This window comes from Streptomyces sp. NPDC054783 (assembly GCF_053611725.1).
In genome coordinates, this window is the sequence record NZ_JBSHAY010000054.1 from 19,113 (window position 1) to 39,441 (window position 20,329).

The 20,329-nt window shown below is 72.2% G+C and carries 2 protein-coding genes; both read left to right on the plus strand.

Going from position 1 to position 20,329, the window contains the following annotated elements; genetic code table 11:
• The first annotated feature begins 12 nt into the window (after positions 1–12).
• On the plus strand, positions 13–20,061 hold the full coding sequence (locus ACWGJ5_RS43720) for a type I polyketide synthase (protein WP_453315175.1): 20,049 nt from the start codon (positions 13–15) through the stop codon (positions 20,059–20,061).
• Positions 20,062–20,135: 74 nt separating this feature from the next.
• Positions 20,136–20,329: polyketide synthase docking domain-containing protein (locus ACWGJ5_RS43725; RefSeq protein ID WP_385320761.1), on the plus strand; the 194-nt coding region annotated here is incomplete at its 3' end.

Consider the following 20,329-nt stretch of genomic DNA (forward strand, 5'->3'; position numbering starts at 1 on the left):
GCGGAGTACAAGATGACAACCCCCAACGAAAAGATCGTTGAAGCGCTACGGGCCTCGCTCAAGGAAACCGAGCGGTTGCGTCGACAGAACCAGCAGCTCACCGCGGCATCCCGGGAACCGATCGCGATCGTCGGCATGAGCTGCCGGTTCCCCGGAGGGGTACGGTCGCCGGAGGAGCTGTGGCGGCTGGTGGCCGACGGCCAGGACGCCGTCTCCGGCTTCCCCACGGACCGCGGCTGGGACGTCGAGTCGCTGTACGACCCCGACCCCGAGCACGAAGGCACCTCCTACGCGCGCGAGGGCGGCTTCCTGCACGACGCCGCCCAGTTCGATCCGGACTTCTTCGGGATCTCGCCGCGCGAGGCGCTGGCGATGGACCCGCAGCAGCGGATCCTGTTGGAGGCGTCCTGGGAGGTGTTCGAAAGCGCCGGCATCGACCCCTCCGCCGCGCGGGGCAGCAGGACCGGGGTGTTCATCGGCGCGTCCTCCCAGGCCTACGGCGCCGGCCAGTACGACCTGCCGGACGGCGTCGAGGGCCACCTCCTCACCGGCACCGCGTCCAGCGTGGTCTCCGGCCGCATCGCCTACGCCTTCGGCCTGGAGGGACCGGCGGCCACCATCGACACCGCCTGCTCGTCGTCCTCCGTCGCCCTCCACCTCGCCGTGCAGGCACTGCGCCAGAACGAGTGCTCCCTGGCGCTTGCCGGCGGCGTGACCGTATTGGCCACCCCCGACGTGTTCGTGGAGTTCAGCCGGCAGCGGGGGCTGTCCGCCGACGGCCGCTGCAAGTCGTTCGCGGCGGCGGCGGACGGCACCGGCTGGTCCGAGGGCGTGGGCGTGCTGCTCGTCGAGCGGCTGTCCGACGCCCGGAGGAACGGGCACCAGGTGCTGGCGCTCGTCGCCGGCAGCGCCGTCAACCAGGACGGTGCGAGCAACGGCCTGACCGCACCCAACGGTCCCTCGCAGCAGCGTGTCATCCGCCAGGCACTGGAGAACGCCCGCCTGACGGCCGACCAGATCGACGCGGTCGAGGCGCACGGCACCGGAACCCGGCTGGGTGACCCGATCGAGGCGCAGGCGCTGCTGGCCACCTATGGGCAGGAGCGTCCCGAGAACCGGCCGCTCTGGCTGGGCTCGCTGAAGTCCAACATCGGACACACCCAGAACGCCGCGGGCGTCGCCGGGATCATCAAGACGGTGATGGCGATCCGCCACGGTGTGCTGCCGAAGACGTTGCATGTGGACGAGCCGACGCCGGACGTCGACTGGTCGGCGGGTACGGTGCGACTGCTGACAGGGGCCCGCGAGTGGCCGGAGACCGGTCAGCCGCGCCGGGCCGCGGTCTCGGCCTTCGGTGTGAGCGGCACCAACGCGCACACGATCATCGAGCAGGCACCCACGGTCGATGACACTCCGGTGACTGCGACGGCGCTGCCGGTGGTGCCGTGGGTGCTGTCGGGTCGGACCGAGGAGGCCCTGCGGGGGCAGGCGCGGCGGCTGCTTGACCGTGTCGCCGGGGACGCCGGTGTCGAACCGGTCGATGTGGCGTACTCGTTGGCGACGACGCGGGCCGCTCTGGAGCGGCGTGCGGTGGTCGTGGCGGGTGGCCGTGACGGTCTGCTGGCGGGGCTTGAGGCCCTGGCCGAGGGACGCGGTGCGGCGGCCGGCCTGGTGACCGGGTCGGTGGTGGCGGGCAAGACGGCGTTCTTGTTCACCGGGCAGGGCAGTCAGCGGCTGGGGATGGGCCGGGAGCTGTACGACGCCTGTCCCGTGTTCGCCGAGGCACTGGACGAGGTGTTCGCTCGTTTTGAACTGCCGCTGCGGGAGGCGATGTTCGGCGATGACGCTGAGCTGCTCAACCAGACGGCGTATACGCAGCCCGCGTTGTTCGCGGTCGAGGTGGCGCTGTTCCGGCTGCTCGAATCGTGGGGTATCAGGCCGGACTTCGTCTCCGGTCATTCGATCGGTGAGATCGCTGCGGCGCATTGTGCGGGTGTGCTGTCGTTGGAGGATGCCTGCACGCTGGTGGCGGCGCGGGGTCGGTTGATGCAGGAGCTGCCGTCCGGTGGTGCGATGGTGGCGGTGCAGGCGACCGAGGACGAGGTCATCCCGTACCTGACCGACGCGGTGAGCATCGCGGCGGTCAACGGCCCCACCTCCGTGGTCGTGGCCGGTGACGAGGACGTCGTACTGGAGATCGCGGCCCGCTTCGAGGCGCAGGGCCGCAAGTCGAAGCGTCTGACGGTCAGTCACGCCTTCCACTCCCCGCACATGGACGGCATGCTGGAGGCGTTCCGGGAGGTCGCGGAGGGGCTGTCGTACGAGGCTCCGCGTATCCCGCTCGTTTCGAACCTCACCGGCGCTCTCGCCAGCGCCGAGGAGATCACCAGCCCCGGCTTCTGGGTCCGTCATGTGCGTGAGGCGGTCCGTTTCCATGACGGGGTCCGGGCGTTGGAGGCCCAGAACGTCACCACGTTCGTCGAGCTGGGCCCTGACGGCGTCCTGTCGGCGATGGCGCAGGACTGCGTCACCGGCGACGGTGACCACGTGTTCGTGCCGACTCTCCGCGGCGGCCGTTCCGAGGCCGAGGCGTTGACCACGGCCCTTGCGCAGGCCCATGCCCGGGGCATGGTGGTGGACTGGCAGGCGTACTACGCCGGGACCGGCGCCGGCCGTGTCGACCTGCCCACCTATGCGTTCCAGCACCGGCGTTTCTGGCTGGAGGCGCCCGCGGGCTGGGTGGGTGATGTGGTGTCGGCCGGGTTGGAGGCGGCCGGGCATCCGTTGCTGGGTGCGGCGGTGCCGCTGGCCGATTCCGACGGGTTGTTGTTCACGGGTCGGTTGTCCCTGGACACGCAGCCGTGGCTGGCGGATCACGCGGTGATGGGTGCGGTGCTGCTGCCGGGTACGGCGTTCGTGGAGCTGGCGATCCGGGCCGGGGACCAGGTCGGCTGCGACCGGCTGGAGGAGTTGACCCTCGAGGCGCCGCTGGTGCTGCCCGAGCGGGGTGCCGTACAGCTGCAGCTGGTGGTCGGTGCGCCGGACGACGACGGACGGCGGCCGCTCACTGTCGCCTCGCGACCGCAGGACGCCCGAACCGAGCACGCTTGGACCCGGCATGCCACCGGCCTGCTGGCCGTCTCCGGCGCCCAGCGGTCCTCCGTCGACCTGTCCGCATGGCCTCCGGCGGATGCCGAACCGGTCGAGGTTGCCAACCTGTACGAGGAACTGGCCGAGACCGGCCTGGGCTACGGGCCGGTCTTCCAGGGGCTGCGGGCGGCCTGGCGGCGCGGCGCCGAGGTCTTCGCCGAGGTCGCCCTGCCCGAGGCGGCCGTGGACGGGGCGGGACGGTTCGGACTGCACCCCGCCCTGCTCGATGCCGCGCTGCACGCGCTGGGGCTGGGCGTGCTGGACGACGCCGGTGGCGGACGGCTGCCCTTCGCCTGGAGCGGGGTGTCGCTGCACGCCGGCGGTGCGTCGGCATTGCGCGTGCACCTCGCGCCGACGGGTGGGGACGCTGTCCGGCTGGCGGTCGCGGACGCCGCGGGTGCACCCGTGGCGACCGTGGAGTCGCTAGTTCTGCGCGCTGTCTCCAGGGACCAGGTACAGGCCGCACGGGTCGCGTACCACGAGTCGGTCTTCCGAGTGGAGTGGGTGAACCTCCCGGTCGGTCAGGACCCGGCCGCGGCGGGGACCGGATCCGCGGCCGTGGCCGGTGTCCGCCGAGCCGTGCTCGGCAGCTGGACCTCGTTCCCGGCGGGCGTCCCGGACGGGACGAGCGGACTTCACGCGGACCTGACGGCGCTGTCGGCCGCCGTGGACTTGGGTGCTCCGGTGCCGGACGAGGTGTTCGTCCACATCGGTGCGACGGGTACCCTCTCCGGTGCCGCCGTGCGCGCCGCGGTGGTGGAGGCGCTGGAGCTGGCGCAGGCGTGGCTGGCCGACACCCGGTTCGCGGGGGCCCGGCTGGTCGTGGTGACGCGCGGTGCGGTCGCGGCGGCCGAGCGGGACGCGGACGTCGATCCGGCCCTGGCGGCCGTATGGGGGTTGCTGCGCTCGGCCGTCTCGGAGAATCCGGACCGTTTCGTCCTCGTCGACTGCGACGGGGAGGAGGCGTCCTGGCGTGTCCTGCCCACCGCGCTGGCCGCGGACGAACCGCAGCTGGCGGTACGCGCCGGGGAACTTCTGGTGCCGCGGTTGGCCCGGGTCGCGGCAGGGGCTGCCACGGAGCGTCCGAGGGCGTACGACCCCGAGGGGACGGTGCTGCTGACGGGTGCTTCGGGGATGCTGGGCGGGTTGTTCGCCCGGCATCTGGCGACGGAGCACGGGGTCCGGCGCCTGCTGCTGGTCAGCCGACGCGGCGCCGAGGCGGCGGGTGCGGACGAACTCACGGCAGAACTGGGCGCGCTCGGTGCGCATGTCACCTGGGCGGCCTGTGACGTGGCCGACCGCGAGGCGCTCGCCGAGGTCATCGCATCCGTCCCGGCCGACCATCCGCTGACCGCCGTCGTACACACCGCCGGCGTGCTGGACGACGGCGTCTTCGCTTCCCAGTCACCGAACCGTGTCGACCGTGTCTTCGGGCCCAAGGTCGACGGCGCCCTGCACCTGCACGAGCTGACGCGTGGCATGGACCTGGTGGCATTCGTGCTGTTCTCGTCCTCCTCCGGTGTCTTCGGCGGCCCCGGACAGGCGAACTACGCCGCGGCCAACACGTTTCTCGATGCGCTGGCCGCCCACCGGCGGGCCCAGGGGCTGCCGGCCAGTGCGCTGGCCTGGGGCCTGTGGGGCGAGTCCGGCGGCATGGCGGGCACCCTGGACGAGACGGACATCCGCCGCCTGCGCCGTGCCGGTCTGCCTCCGCTGTCGGCCACCGAGGGCCGTACGCTGTTCGACCTCGCCCAGGACACCGACGAGGCGGCGCTCGTCCTGATGCGTGTCGACGTGCCGGCCCTGCGCGGCCAGGCCGCGGGCGCCATGTCACCGTTGCTGCGAGGGCTGGTGCGTGCTCCGCGGCGCCGGGCGGCCGGCGTCGTCGGCTCCGCGGCGGGCGGCGCCTCGCACCTGCTCGACCGGCTGAACGGCCTGACGGCACCCGAGCAGGACCGGATCATGCTGGATCTGGTACGGACCCAGGTCGCGAACGCGCTCGGGCACGCCGGCCCCGCGGCGGTGGAACCCGCGCGCGCGTTCAAGGAACTCGGGTTCGACTCGCTCACCGCCGTCGAACTGCGCAACCTCCTCGGCGACGCGACCGGCCTGCGGCTGCCACCCACGCTCGTCTTCGACTATCCGACCTCGGCCGCGCTCGCGACGCACCTGCGCGGTGAGCTCCTCGGCCGGCAGACCGAGACCGCCGTGGTGCCGGTGACAGGTGCCGTGGCCGACGACCCCATCGCGATCGTGGCGATGAGCTGCCGTTTCCCCGGAGGGGTCCGTACCCCCGAGGAGCTGTGGCAGCTGCTGGTGTCCGGCCGGGACGGCATCACGGGCTTCCCGACCGACCGGGGCTGGGACCTCGACGCCCTGTACAGCGACGACCCCGACCGTGAGGGCACCAGCTACACGCGCGAGGGTGGCTTCCTGCACGACGCCGCGTACTTCGACGCGGACTTCTTCGGGATCTCGCCGCGCGAGGCGCTGGCGATGGACCCGCAGCAGCGGCTGCTGCTGGAGACCTCCTGGGAGGCCTTCGAACGGGCCGGGATCGATCCGGCCACGCTGCGCGGCAGCAGGACCGGCGTCTTCGTCGGCTCCAACGAACAGGACTACCTGACCCTGTGGCTGCAGGACGCCGACGGCCTCGAAGGACACCTGGGCACCGGCAACGCGGCCAGCGTCGCCTCCGGCCGCCTCTCCTACACGTTCGGCCTCGAGGGTCCCGCGATCACCGTCGACACCGCCTGCTCCTCCTCGCTGGTCACACTGCATCTGGCCGCGCAGGCACTGCGCGACGGCGAGTGCTCACTGGCCCTCGCCGGAGCCGTGACGCTCATGTCCACGCCGGGTGCCTTCACCGAGTTCAGCCGGCAGCGCGGCCTGGCCGCCGACGGCCGGATCAAGGCGTTCGCCGCTGCCGCCGACGGCACCAGCTGGTCCGAGGGCGTCGCCATGCTGCTGGTGGAACGCCTGTCGGACGCCCGCCGCAACGGCCACCCCGTGCTGGCCGTACTGCGCGGCAGCGCCGTCAACCAGGACGGCGCGAGCAACGGCCTGACCGCGCCCAACGGCCCTTCCCAGCAGCGCGTGATCCGGCAGGCCCTGGCGAGTGCCGGGCTGTCCGCCGCCGACGTCGACGCGGTGGAGGCCCACGGCACCGGTACGACGCTCGGCGACCCGATCGAGGCACAGGCGCTGCTCGCCACCTACGGCCAGGACCGCCCCGCCGACCGCCCGCTGTGGCTGGGCTCGATCAAGTCGAACATCGGCCACACCCAGGCCGTCGCGGGCGCCGCCGGTGTGATCAAGATGATCCTGGCGATGCGGCACGACCTGCTTCCGCAGACCTTGCACGTGGACGAGCCGACCCCGCACGTGGACTGGGCGGCGGGGGCGATAGAACTGCTCACCGAGTCCAGGGAATGGCCCCGGACGGGCCGGCCGCGCCGTGCGGGTGTCTCCTCGTTCGGATACAGCGGAACCAACGCACACGTTGTCCTCGAACAGGCGCCCACGGACGAGCCGGAGCGGCCGACCGTCCCTCCGGCGCCGCCCGTGCTGCCCTACCTGCTGTCGGGCCGCTCCCGTGACGCCCTCCGTGCCCAGGCCGACCGCCTGCTGTCCCACCTCGGCACGCACACCGGGCCGGAGCCGCTCGACGTCGCCTGTTCGCTGGCCACCGGACGCTCGGCGTTCGACGTACGCGCCGTCGTCGTCGCGGACGACCGCGACGGTCTCGTGGCCGGGCTGACCGCGCTGTCCGAAGGAAGCAGCACCACCGGACTCGTCCAGGGCACCCCTGCCGGCGGCAAGTCGGCGTTCTTGTTCACCGGTCAGGGCAGTCAGCGGCTGGGGATGGGCCGGGAGCTGTACGACGCGTATCCCGTGTTCGCCCGGGCACTGGACGAGGTCCTCGAACGGTTCGAACTGCCGCTGCGCGAGGTGATGTTCGGTGACGACGCCGGGCTGCTCGACCGGACGGCGTACACACAGCCCGCCTTGTTCGCCGTCGAGGTGGCGTTGTTCCGGCTGCTGGAATCGTGGGGTATCAGGCCGGACTTCGTCTCCGGTCACTCGATCGGTGAGATCGCGGCGGCGCACTGCGCGGGTGTGCTGTCGCTGGCCGACGCGTGCACGCTGGTCGCGGCGCGTGGCCGGCTGATGCAGGAACTGCCAGCCGGCGGCGCGATGGTGGCGGTGCAGGCGACCGAGGACGAGGTCACCCCGTACCTGACCGATGCGGTGAGCATCGCGGCCGTCAACGGCCCGGCCTCCGTGGTCGTGGCCGGTGACGAGGACGCCGTACTGCAGATCGCCGCCCGCTTCGAGGAGCAGGGCCGAAAGACAAGGCGCCTGACGGTCAGCCACGCGTTCCATTCCCCGCACATGGACGGGATGCTGGAGGCGTTCCGCCGGGTTGCCGAGGGCTTGTCGTACGGGGCTCCGCGGATTCCGGTCGTCTCGAACCTCACCGGCGCGCTCGCGACCGCGGAGGAGATCACCGACCCCGGGTTCTGGGTGCGTCATGTCCGTGAGGCGGTCCGCTTCCACGACGGCATCCGGGCGCTCGAGGCCGAAGGGGTGACGACGTATGTCGAACTCGGGCCCGACGGTGTGCTGTCGGCGATGGGCCAGGAGTGCGTCACCGGCGACGACCAGGCGTTTGAACCCGTGCTGCGCAAGGGGCGTTCCGAAGTGGAGGCGCTGGTCAGGGCGCTGGCGCAGGTCCACGTCCGGGGTGTCGCGGTGGACTGGCGGGCATTCTTCGCCGGCACCGGTGCACGCAGCGTCGACCTGCCCACCTACGCGTTCCAGCGTCACCGCTTCTGGCCCGAGCACGCGGGCACCGCTTCCCGGCCCGCCGCGGTGGGCGACGCCTCCGTGGAAGCGCGGTTCTGGCAGGCCGTGGAGCGCCAGGACCTGGCGGCCGTCGCCGCCGAACTCGAGGTCGAGCAGGACACGTGGCTCGATGGCATGCTGCCCGCCCTGTCCTCCTGGCGCCGTCGGCGCGATGAGCGGTCGACAGTGGACGGCTGGTGCTACCGCACCGTGTGGAAGCCGCTGGCCGAGGCCTCCGGCACACGGCTGTCCGGCCGATGGCTGGTGGTCGTGCCGGAGACGGGAGCCGCCGCGGACATCTGCGGCGGACTGGCCGAACGCGGTGCAGACGTCCATGAGTTCGTGCTGACGCAGGCCGACGCGGACAACCGTGCCGCACTGGCCGAACGGCTCACCACCGCGGCGTCCGCGGTCACGGGCGTCATCTCGCTGCTGGACGGCCCCCTGGCGGTGACGTCGACCGCCGTACTGGTGCAGGCGCTGGGCGACGCCCAGGCCACGGCCCCGCTGTGGTGTGTCACCCGTGGCGTGATGTCGACCGCCGTCGGAGACCGGCCCCGGGACCCGGCACAGGCGGCGGTCTGGGGTCTTGGCCGGGTGGCCGCCCTGGAACATCCGGAACGCTGGGGCGGGTTGATCGACCTGCCCGAGACGGTGGACGCCCAGGCGCTGTCCCGCCTGGCCGGCACCTTGTCCCGTGCGGCCGGCACCCTGTCCCGGACGGCCGGCTCCGGCGCGGCCGACGAGGACCAGATCGCCATCCGCCCCTCCGGCCTGCTCGCCCGCAGGCTGGTCCGCGCCTCCGCGGCCGGTGCCCCGCCGGCACGGACGTGGAAGCCCGAGGGCACGGTGCTGGTGACGGGTGGTACGGGTGCGTTGGGTGCCGAGGTGGCGCGGTGGCTTGCGCGTCGGGGTGCTGATCATGTGCTGTTGGTCAGTCGTCGTGGTTCCGGGGCGCCGGGGGCGGTGGAGCTGGAGGCGGAGCTCGGGTCGTTGGGTGCCCGGGTGACGGTGGCGGCGTGTGATGTGGGGGATCGGGAGGCGTTGGGCCGGCTTCTGGAGTCGGTGCCGGAGGAGTTTCCGTTGTCGGCGGTCGTGCACACCGCCGGTGTGCTGGACGACGGGGTGCTGGACTCGCTGACTCCGGAGCGGTTCGAGGCGGTGCTGCGGGCGAAGGCGGTCTCCGCGGTGCATCTGCATGAACTCACCCGGCACATGGACCTGTCGGCCTTCGTGCTCTTCTCCTCCATGAGCGGCACGCTCGGCGCTCCCGGTCAGGCCAACTACGCCGCGGCCAACGCCCACCTCGACGCGCTCGCCGAGCAGCGGCGCGCCGACGGACTGCCCGCCACCTCGATCGCCTGGGGTGCCTGGGCGGCCGGCATGGCGTCCGACGAGGCGCTGGCGAAGCGCATGGCGCTCGGCGGAGTCCCGCCCATGGCCAGCGACGCGGCGATCTCCGCGCTGCAGCGGATGCTGGACCAGGACGAGACCGTGGTGACCGTCGCGGACGTCGACTGGCAGCGCTACGCCACCGGGTTCACCGCCGTGCGGCCCAGCCCCCTGCTGGCCGACCTGCCCGAGGCGCGGACCGAACGGGACGCGGCCCCCGTACCCGGCGCGGCCCCGCGGTCCTCTGCGGCCCAGCGGCTCGCCGGGCTCGCCGAGGCGGAACAGAAACAGCTCCTCCTCGACCTGGTCCTCACGCATGTCGCCCAGGTACTCGGCCACGCGGACGCCGCCGACGTCGACGCGGGGCGGGCGTTCAAGGAGCTCGGCTTCGATTCGCTGACGGCGGTCGAGCTGCGCAACCGACTGGGCGCCGCGAGCGACCTGCGGCTCCCGACGACGCTGGTGTTCGACCATCCGACTCCGTCCGCGCTGGCCGATCACCTGTGGACCGAACTGGTCGGCACCCGGGCAGTGGCCCACGGCACGGTGTCGCGAGCGGGGCAGACGGTGGACGACCCCATCGCGATCGTGGCGATGAGCTGTCGCTTCCCGGGCGGCGTACGGTCGCCGGAGGACTTGTGGCAGCTCCTCGCCTCCGGCGCGGACGCCGTCTCCGGTCTGCCCCTCGACCGCGGCTGGAACATCGAACGCCTCTACAACCCGGACCCCGACGCACCCGGCACCTCGTACGCGCGTGAGGGCGGATTCCTCTACGACGCGGGCGACTTCGACCCGGCGTTCTTCGGGATCTCGCCGCGTGAGGCGCTCGCCATGGACCCGCAGCAGCGGCTGCTGCTGGAGACCACCTGGGAGGCGTTCGAACGGGCCGGAATCGACCCGGCGACCGTGCGCGGCAGCCAGGCCGGAGTCTTCGTGGGCACCAACGGCCAGGACTACCTCTCGCTCCTCCTGGAAGACCCCGAGGGGCTCGAGGGACACCTGGGCACGGGCAACGCGGCGAGCGTGGTCTCCGGACGGCTCGCCTACGTCTTCGGGCTCGAAGGCCCCGCCGTGACGGTGGACACGGCCTGCTCGTCCTCCCTGGTCGCCCTGCACTGGGCGATCCAGGCGCTGCGCAGCGGTGAGTGCGAGCTGGCCCTGGCCGGCGGCGTGACCGTGATGTCGACACCGGGCACCTTCATCGACTTCAGCCGGCAGCGTGGTCTTGCGGCCGATGGCCGGGTGAAGGCGTTCGCGGCGGGTGCGGACGGCACCGGCTGGGGTGAGGGCGTGGGCATGCTCCTGGTCGAGCGGCTCTCGGATGCCCGCCGTAACGGACATCCGGTGCTGGCGGTGGTCCGTGGCTCGGCGGTGAACCAGGATGGTGCGAGCAATGGTCTGACGGCGCCGAACGGTCCGTCGCAGCAGCGGGTGATCCGGCAGTCGCTGGCGAGTGCCGGGCTGTCCGCCGCCGATGTGGACGCGGTGGAGGCGCACGGTACGGGTACGACGCTGGGTGACCCGATCGAGGCGCAGGCGCTGCTGGCCACCTACGGTCAGGAGCGGGCCGAGGACCGGCCGCTGTTGCTCGGCTCCATCAAGTCGAACATCGGTCACACGCAGGCCGCGGCCGGTGTCGCGGGCATCATGAAGATGGTGATGGCGATGCGGCACGGTGTGCTGCCGCAGACCCTGCATGTCGATGAGCCGACGCCGCACGTGGACTGGTCGGCGGGTGCGGTGGAGCTGCTGACCGAGGCCCGGTCGTGGCCGGAGACCGGCCGCCCTCGCCGGGCGGGCGTGTCCTCCTTCGGTTTCAGTGGGACCAATGCCCACACCATCCTCGAGGAGGCACCCGAAGGCGACGTGACCGAAGCCCCCCGGACGCGGTCGTACCCCGCCGCCACGGTCGTACCGCTACTCGTGTCGGCGATGGACGCCGACGCCCTGCAGGCGCAGGCCGACAGGTTGTGGTCGCATCTGACGGCGCGCCCCGAACTGGGCCTGGCGGACATCGGATACTCACTGGCCGCGGGCCGCTCGTCCTTCGAAGAGCGCGCGGTGGTCGTGGCATCGGAGCACGCCTCCGCGGTGGCAGGCCTTCAGGCTCTGGCCATGGGCAGCCCCTCGCCCCGAGTCATCCGTGGCAGTACAGACACCCGGGGCAAGTCGGCGTTCCTGTTCACCGGACAAGGCAGCCAGCGGCTGGGGACGGGCCGGGAGCTGTACGACGCCCACCCCGCGTTCACCCGGGCACTGGACGAGATCTTCGCCCACTTCGAAATCCCGTTGCGCGAGGTGATGTTCGGTGACGATGCCGGACTGATCGACCAGACGGCGTATACACAGCCCGCGTTGTTCGCGGTGGAGGTGGCGCTGTTCCGGCTGCTGGAATCGTGGGGCATCAGGCCGGACTTCCTCTCCGGTCATTCCATCGGCGAGCTGGCGGCCGCGCATTGTGCGGGTGTGCTGTCGCTGGAGGACGCGTGCACGCTGGTCGCGGCGCGTGGCCGGCTGATGCAGGAGCTGCCCGCCGGTGGTGCGATGGTGGCGGTCCAGGCGACCGAGGACGAGGTCACCCCGTACCTGACGGACGTCGTGAGCATCGCGGCCGTCAACGGTCCGACCTCCGTGGTGGTCGCGGGTGACGAGGACGTCGTACTGGAGATCGCCGCCGCCTTCGAGGCGCAGGGCCGCAAGACGAAGCGCCTGACGGTCAGCCACGCCTTCCACTCCCCGCACATGGACGGCATGCTGGCCGACTTCCGCAAGGTCGCGGAGGGGCTGTCGTACGAGGCCCCGCGGATCCCGGTCGTCTCCAACCTCACCGGTGCTCTCGCGACCGCCGAGGAGATCACCAGCCCCGACTTCTGGGTGCGCCACGTCCGCGAGGCCGTGCGCTTCCACGACGGCATCCGTGCCCTCGAAGCGCACAACGTGACGACTTTCGTCGAACTCGGACCCGACGGCGTGTTGTCGGCGATGGGGCAGGAGTGCGTCACCGGCGAGGACCGGATGTTCGTGCCCGTGCTGCGCAGGGGACGCGCCGAGCCGGAGACGCTGGTGACGGGGCTCGGACAGGCGCATGTGCGCGGTGTCACGGTGGACTGGCGGGCGTTCTTCGCCGATGGGGAAGCCCGCCGCGTCGACCTGCCCACCTATGCGTTCCAGCACCGGCGTTACTGGCCGCGGACTTCCCTGCCGTCGGCGGACGCGGGGTGGCGCTACCGGGTGGTCTGGCAGCCGCTGCGTGAGAGCGGCGCGAACCGGCTGCCCGGGGAGTGGCTGACGGTGGTGCCGCGCGCCGGAGCCGCGGAAGATGTCATCGAGGGACTGGCCCGGTACGGGGCCCGCCTCAGGCAACTGACCGTCCCCGTCGACGGCGCCGACCGGCACTCGCTGGCCGCGCTGATCCAGGACGCCGTCGGCGACGCGCCGGAGCTCGAAGGCGTGCTGTGGCTGCCGAACGCCGGGACGGGCGCCGCTCCGTCCGCCTTGTTGGTCCAGGCACTGGGCGACGCCGGTGTGACGGCACCCCTGTGGTGTGTCACCCGTGGCGCGGTCGCCACGGCCGCCTCCGAGCCGGTGCACGATGCCGTGCAGGCACAGATCTGGGGTCTGGGACGGGTGGCCGCCCTGGAGCACCCGGGACGCTGGGGCGGACTGGTCGACCTGCCGCGGACGCCGGACGAGCGGGCACTGTCCCGGCTGGCCGGCGTGCTGGCCGGCAGCGGCCACGAGGACCAGGTCGCGGTACGCTCCTCGGCCCTCTTCGGGCGCCGGCTGCTGCGGGCACCGCAGGGGCCGGCGCCCGAGGACGCCTGGACCCCGCGCGGCACGGTGCTGGTGACGGGTGGTACGGGTGCGTTGGGTGCCGAGGTGGCGCGGTGGCTTGCGCGTCGGGGTGCTGATCATGTGCTGTTGGTCAGTCGTCGTGGTTCCGGGGCGCCGGGGGCGGTGGAGCTGGAGGCGGAGCTCGGGTCGTTGGGTGCCCGGGTGACGGTGGCGGCGTGTGATGTGGGGGATCGGGAGGCGTTGGGCCGGCTTCTGGAGTCGGTGCCGGAGGAGTTTCCGTTGTCGGCGGTCGTGCACACCGCCGGTGTGCTGGACGACGGTGTGCTGGACTCGCTGACTCCGGAGCGGTTCGAGGCGGTGCTGCGGGCGAAGGCGGTCTCCGCGGTGCATCTGCATGAACTCACCCGGCACATGGACCTGTCGGCCTTCGTGCTCTTCTCCTCGGTGAGTGGCGTATGGGGAACCGCGGGCCAGGCCAACTACGCCGCGGCCAACGCCCACCTCGACGCGCTCGCCGAGCAGCGGCGCGCCGACGGACTGCCCGCCACCTCGATCGCCTGGGGCCCCTGGGCCGAAGGCGGCATGGCCGCCGACGAGGCCCTCGCGCAGCGGATGCGGGCCGGCGGCGTACCGCCGATGACCACCTCGGCTGCGATCGACGCGCTGCAGCACGCGCTGGACTCGCACGACACGGTGGTGGCCGTCGCGGACGTCGACTGGCAGCGGTTCGCACCCGGCTTCACCGCCGTGCGCCAGAGCTGCTTGCTGGCGGAACTCCCCGAAGCACGCGAGGCTCTGGCACCCGCCGAATCCGCCGCCGATTCCGGCACGGACAGGGTGCCCACGTCCTCCCTCGCACAGCGCATGTCGCGTCTCCCCGAGACGGAGCAGCGGCGCCTGCTGCTGGATCTGGTACGTGAGACCGTCGCGGCCGTGCTCGGCCACGCCGGTCCCGAGACCGTCGGCGCCAACCGCGCGTTCAAGGAGCTCGGCTTCGATTCGCTGACGGCGGTCGAGCTCCGCAACCGCCTGGGGGCCGCGGGAGAGCTGCGGCTTCCCGCCACGCTGATCTACGACTACCCGACTCCGACGTCGCTGGCAGATCACCTGTGGACGGAACTGCTCGGCACGCAGGCGGTGGCCGGCGGCCCGCTGTCGCGGTCGGTGGAGGCGACGGACGACCCGATCGCGATCGTCGGCATGAGCTGCCGCTTCCCCGGTGGCGTACGGTCGCCGGAAGACCTCTGGCAGCTCCTCGCCTCCGGGCGGGACGCGGTCTCCGGCTTCCCCACCGACCGCGGCTGGGACCTCGACTCGCTGTACGCCTCCCGGTCGGACGCGTTGCCCACCACCGGCTCTCCCACTTCCGGTACGACGAACACCTCGTACGCGCATGAGGGCGGCTTCCTCTACGACGCAGCCGAGTTCGACCCGGCGTTCTTCGGGATCAGCCCTCGCGAGGCGCTCGCCATGGACCCGCAGCAGCGGCTGCTGCTGGAGACGTCGTGGGAGGCGTTCGAGCGCGCCGGGATCGATCCGTCGTCCGTACGCGGCAGCCAGGCGGGCGTATTCATCGGGACCAACGGTCAGGACTACCTGTCCCTGGTCCTCAACTCCCCCGAGGCCACGGACGGCTTCATGAGCACCGGCAACTCGGCCAGCGTCGTCTCCGGGCGTCTCGCCTACACCTTCGGTGTCGAAGGGCCTGCGGTGACGGTGGACACGGCCTGCTCCTCGTCGCTGGTCGCCCTGCACCTCGCCGCCCAGGCGCTGCGCAGTGGTGAGTGCGAGCTGGCCCTGGCCGGCGGTGTGACCGTGATGTCGACGCCCGGCGCGTTCATCGAGTTCAGCCGGCAGCGTGGTCTTGCGGCCGATGGCCGGGTGAAGGCGTTCGCGGCGGGTGCGGACGGCACCGGCTGGGGTGAGGGCGTGGGCATGCTCCTGGTCGAGCGGCTCTCGGATGCCCGCCGTAACGGACATCCGGTGCTGGCGGTGGTCCGTGGTTCGGCGGTGAACCAGGATGGTGCGAGCAATGGTCTGACGGCGCCGAACGGTCCGTCGCAGCAGCGGGTGATCCGGCAGTCGCTGGCGAGTGCCGGGCTGTCCGCCGCCGATGTGGACGTGGTGGAGGCGCACGGTACGGGTACGACGCTGGGTGACCCGATCGAGGCGCAGGCGCTGCTGGCCACCTACGGTCAGGAGCGGGCCGAGGACCGGCCGCTGTTGCTCGGCTCCATCAAGTCGAACATCGGTCACACGCAGGCCGCGGCCGGTGTCGCGGGCATCATGAAGATGGTGATGGCGATGCGGCACGGTGTGCTGCCGCAGACCCTGCATGTCGATGAGCCGACGCCGCATGTGGACTGGTCGGCGGGTGCGGTGGAGCTGCTGACCGAGGCCCGGTCGTGGCCGGAGACCGGCCGCCCTCGCCGGGCGGGCGTGTCCTCCTTCGGCGTGAGCGGCACCAACGCCCACACCGTGCTCGAGCAGCCACCGGCTGAAGACGTTGACCGGACGGAGGCTCTTCCGTACCAGGCCGCACCGTTGAGCACCATGTGGGTTCTCTCCGCCAAGTCCGACGGCGCACTGCGGGCGCAGGCCGAGCGCCTGTGGACCCGGATCGCCTCAGACGGCGATGCGAGGCCCGCAGATGTCGCCTACTCGCTCGCCACCTCGCGGGCCGCGCTGGAGCGACGAGCGGCGGTGGTCGGTGGTGACCGCGACGTCCTGCTGGCCGGGCTCGCCGCACTGGCGGCGGGGGAACCGGGGTCGCAGGTGGTCCGGGGAACGGTCGATGAGGGCCGCACGGCGTTCCTGTTCACCGGGCAGGGCAGTCAGCGGCTCGGCATGGGCCGGGAGCTGTACGACGCCCACCCCGTGTTCGCCCGGGCGCTGGACGAGGTCTTCGAGCGGTTCGAACTGCCGTTGCGCGAGGCGGTGTTCGGCGACACGTCCGGAGTTCTGGATCAGACGGCATACACGCAGCCCGCGTTGTTCGCGGTGGAGGTGGCGCTGTTCCGGCTGCTGGAGTCGTGGGGTGTGCGCCCGGACTTCGTCTCCGGTCACTCGATCGGTGAGATCGCGGCGGCGCACTGTGCGGGTGTGCTGTCGCTGGAGGACGCCTGCACGCTGGTCGCCGCGCGCGGCCGGCTGATGCAGGAGCTGCCGTCCGGTGGTGCGATGGTGGCGGTGCAGGCTGCCGAGGACGAGGTCGCGCCGTACCTGACCGACCGGGTGAGCATCGCCGCTGTCAACGGCCCCACCTCCGTGGTGGTCGCCGGTGACGAGGACGTCGTACTGGAGATCGCGGCCCGCTTCGAGGAGCAGGGGCGCAAGACCCGCCGTCTGACGGTCAGTCACGCCTTCCACTCGCCGCACATGGACGGCATGCTGGAGGCCTTCCGCGAGGTTGTCGAGGGCCTGTCGTACGAGGCTCCGCGTATCCCGGTCGTCTCCAATCTCACCGGCACCCTCGCAACCCCGGAGGAGATCACCAGCCCCGGCTTCTGGGTCCGTCACGTCCGTGAGGCCGTCCGCTTCCACGACGGCATCCGCACGCTCGAGGCCCAGAACGTCACCACGTTCATCGAGCTCGGCCCGGACGGTGTGCTCTCGGCGATGGCGCAGGACTGCGTCACCGGCGAGGACCATGCTTTCGTTCCGGTGCTGCGAAAGGACCGTCCGGAGCCGGAAACCCTGACCACGGCCCTCGCGCACGCCCACACCCGGGGCATCGCGGTGGACTGGCAGGCCTACTACGCCGGCACCGGTGCCCGACGCGTCGACCTGCCCACCTACGCCTTCCAGCACCGGCACTACTGGGTCGACGTCTTCACCGGCTCCGACGACGTGACGTCCGTCGGGATCGGCTCGGCCGACCATCCGTTGCTGGGTGCCGCCGTGGAACTGCCCGACTCGGACGGTTGCCTGTTCACGGGGCGGCTGTCGTTGCAGACACATCCCTGGCTGGCCGATCACACGGTCATGGGGCAGGTGGTTCTGCCCGCGTCGGCGTTCGTGGAGCTGGCGATCCACGCCGGCGACCAGGTCGGCTGCCCGGTGCCGGTCGAGCTGGACGTGCACACGCCGCTGGTGTTGCCGGAGCACGGTGGCGTCCAACTGCGGGTGCAGGTCGGCGAGTCCGGACCCGACGACGGCACGAGGGACCGGTCGGACCGCCGCACCTTCACGGTGTACTCGCGGCCCGAGCGGGCGACTTCCGGCGCCGGTGACGGCATTCGGCCGGACCTCCCGTGGACCCGCAACGCGAGCGCCACGCTCACTGCTGCCCCGGATGCCGGAGACACCCTCCCCGGCGCGGCCGACTTGGCGGTCTGGCCGCCGGCCGGTGCCGAGGCGGTGCCGGTCGACACGCTGTACGAGGCGTCGGCTGCCGCGGGGGTCGTGCACGGCGCGTCCCTCCGGACGCTGCAGCAGGTGTGGGTGCGCGACGGAGTGGTCTTCGCCGAGGTGCGACTCGCTCCGGACCAGGAGGGGGGCGACCAGGGGGAAGGCGGACAGCGAGGAAGTGCTGAGCGGTTCACACTGCCTCCCACGCTGCTCGACGCGGCGCTCCTGGCGGCTCACCGGTGTGCTCCTGGCGGTGTGAGGGCGGGTGATCTGGCCCTCGCCTGGCGGGAGGTGGTGCTGCACGCCCCGGCTCCCGCCGTGCTGCGGGTGCGGATCGGTTCCGTGGGCGACGGTTCCGTGGCGTTGACCGCGACGGATTCCGCCGGTGCCCCGGTGGTGACGGCACAGTCCGTGGTCCTGCGCCCCCTCACCGCCGAGCAGATGGCCGCCACCGTCGCGGCGATGGGGGACCACAGTGCCCACCACGACTCGCTGTTCCGCCTCGAGTGGCTGCGCACGCCCGTCGCGTCCGTCGCCGGATCCGACAGCGGCGGCTACGCCGTCATCGGCACACTGGACGACGCAGGAGTGACGGCGTCGCTCATGAAGGCGGGCATCCGGGCCGAGGTCTTCGACGACGTGTCGTCGCTGGAGACGGCCGTCGGCGCGGGCCGTGCTGTTCCGGACGTGATCCTGCTGCCCTGTGTATCCGGAACGCGCGCCGCTCGCGGCGAGCACGGGGAGCACGGCGACGGCGGTGACAACCACCACGGCGACAGGTCCCGCTTGGCCGCGCAGGTCGGTGCTTCCGTCACCCGGGCACTCGGCGCCCTGCAGTCCTGGCTGGCCGGTGACCGGTTCGCCGGCACCCGGCTGGTGGTCCTCACCGCCGGCGCGGTCGCCACCGGCCCGGGAGAGGACGTCGCGGACCTGGCGCACGCGGCGGTGTGGGGCCTGGTGCGGTCCGCGCAGTCGGAGAACCCCGACCGGATCGTCCTGCTCGACACCGACCGGACCGGTGCCTCCTACAGCGCGCTTGCGGGGGCCGTGATGTCCGGGGAGCCGGAACTCGTCCTGCGGTCCGGTTCCGCGTACGTGCCGCGCCTTGCCCGTACGGCGCGGGTCGTCGAGCGGACGGCTCCGGCGTTCGATCCTCAGGGGACCGTCCTGATCACCGGGGCCACCGGTGGGCTGGGGAGGCTGCTCGCACGGCATCTGGCGGCGGAACACGGTGCCCGCCGTCTGCTGCTGGTCAGCCGGAGCGGACCCGCCGCGGAGGGCATGGCCGAACTCCGGGAGGAACTCGGCCGGTGGGGGACGCAGGTCACGGTGGTGGCCTGCGACGTGGCCGACCGCGCGGCGCTCGCCGAACTCCTCGCGACGGTGCCGGCGGAGCATCCGCTGACGGCCGTCGTGCACACCGCGGCCGTACTGGACGACGGTGTCGTCGACATGCTCACGCCCGAGCGTGTCGCCCGGGTGCTGCGGGCGAAGGTCGACGCGGCGCTCAATCTGCACGACCTGACCCAGGACCTGGATCTGTCGGCGTTCGTGCTGTTCTCGGCGGCGGCCGGCACGCTCGGCGCCGCGGGGCAGGCCAACTACGCGGCGGCCAACGTCTTCCTCGACGCGCTGGCCCGCCACCGCCGCGCCCGCGGACTGACCGCTCTGTCCCTGGTGTGGGGCATGTGGGCCGAGGAACGCGGCATGGCGGGCAGGCTGGCCGCCGCCGACCGCTCCCGTGCGGCGCTCGGAGGCGTACTGCCGCTGTCGGCGGACCAGGGACTCGCCCTGTTCGACGCCGCCTGCCAGGCGAGCACCGCATCCGGCGAGGCCGTCCTGGTGCCGCTCGGGCTCGACTTCGGTACCTTGCGCGCCGCCGCGGCGAGCGGCGACCTCCTGCCGATGTTCCGCGGCCTGGTGCGCACGACGGTCCGTCGCCGCTCCGGCGACGGCCACACCGCCGGCGGAGACGGCGCCGAGGGGCTGGCGCAGCGGCTGGCTCGGCTGTCGGCGGCCGAGCGGGAACAGACGGTGCTCGATCTGGTACGCGGGCAGGTGGCCGCCGTCCTGGGGCACACCTCGCACGATGAGGTGGGCGCCGGACAGGCGTTCCGCGAACTGGGCTTCGACTCCCTGACCGCGGTCGAACTGCGCAACCGGCTCAACACGGCGACGGGGCTGCGCCTGCAGGCCACGCTCGTCTACGACTATCCGACACCGGCCGCACTCGCGCAGCACCTGCTCGGGCAGGTCGCGCCCGAGGCGGCCGAGCCGGAGGTGTCCGTGCTGGACGAGCTGAACCGGCTGGAGAACGCGTTCTCTTCGCCTGCGGCCGACGGCCTGGCGACGCTGCTGGCGGACGACGCGGCACACGCCCGGGTCGCGGTACGCCTGCAGTCGCTTCTGGCCCAGTGGAACGACGCACGCCGTGGCCAGGGCGGCGGTGAGACCACGGCGGTCCTCGAAGACGCCAGCGACGACGAGCTGTTCGACTTCATCGACAAGCGATTCGGCGCGAGCTGAAGCCATGAGCAGGCCATCGCATCGCACCCACCACCGCCCCGATCTCGACGACCATCCGAATAGGTGAAGCGCCCATGGCGAACGAAGCAAAGCTCCGCGAATACCTCAAGAAAGTCACGACGGATCTCGACGAGGCGTACGGGCGGCTGCGGGACATCGAGGACCGGGCCCGGGAGCCCGTCGCCATTGTGGCGATGAGCTGTCGTTTCCCGGGTGATGTGCGGTCGCCGGAGGATCTGTGGCGGTTGCTGGTCTCGGGTGGGGATGC

What these genes read in the sequence shown, in the direction of transcription:
- ACWGJ5_RS43720 (WP_453315175.1), top strand. Translation starts at nt 13, where the DNA reads ATGACAACCCCCAACGAAAAGATCGTTGAAGCGCTACGGGCCTCGCTC.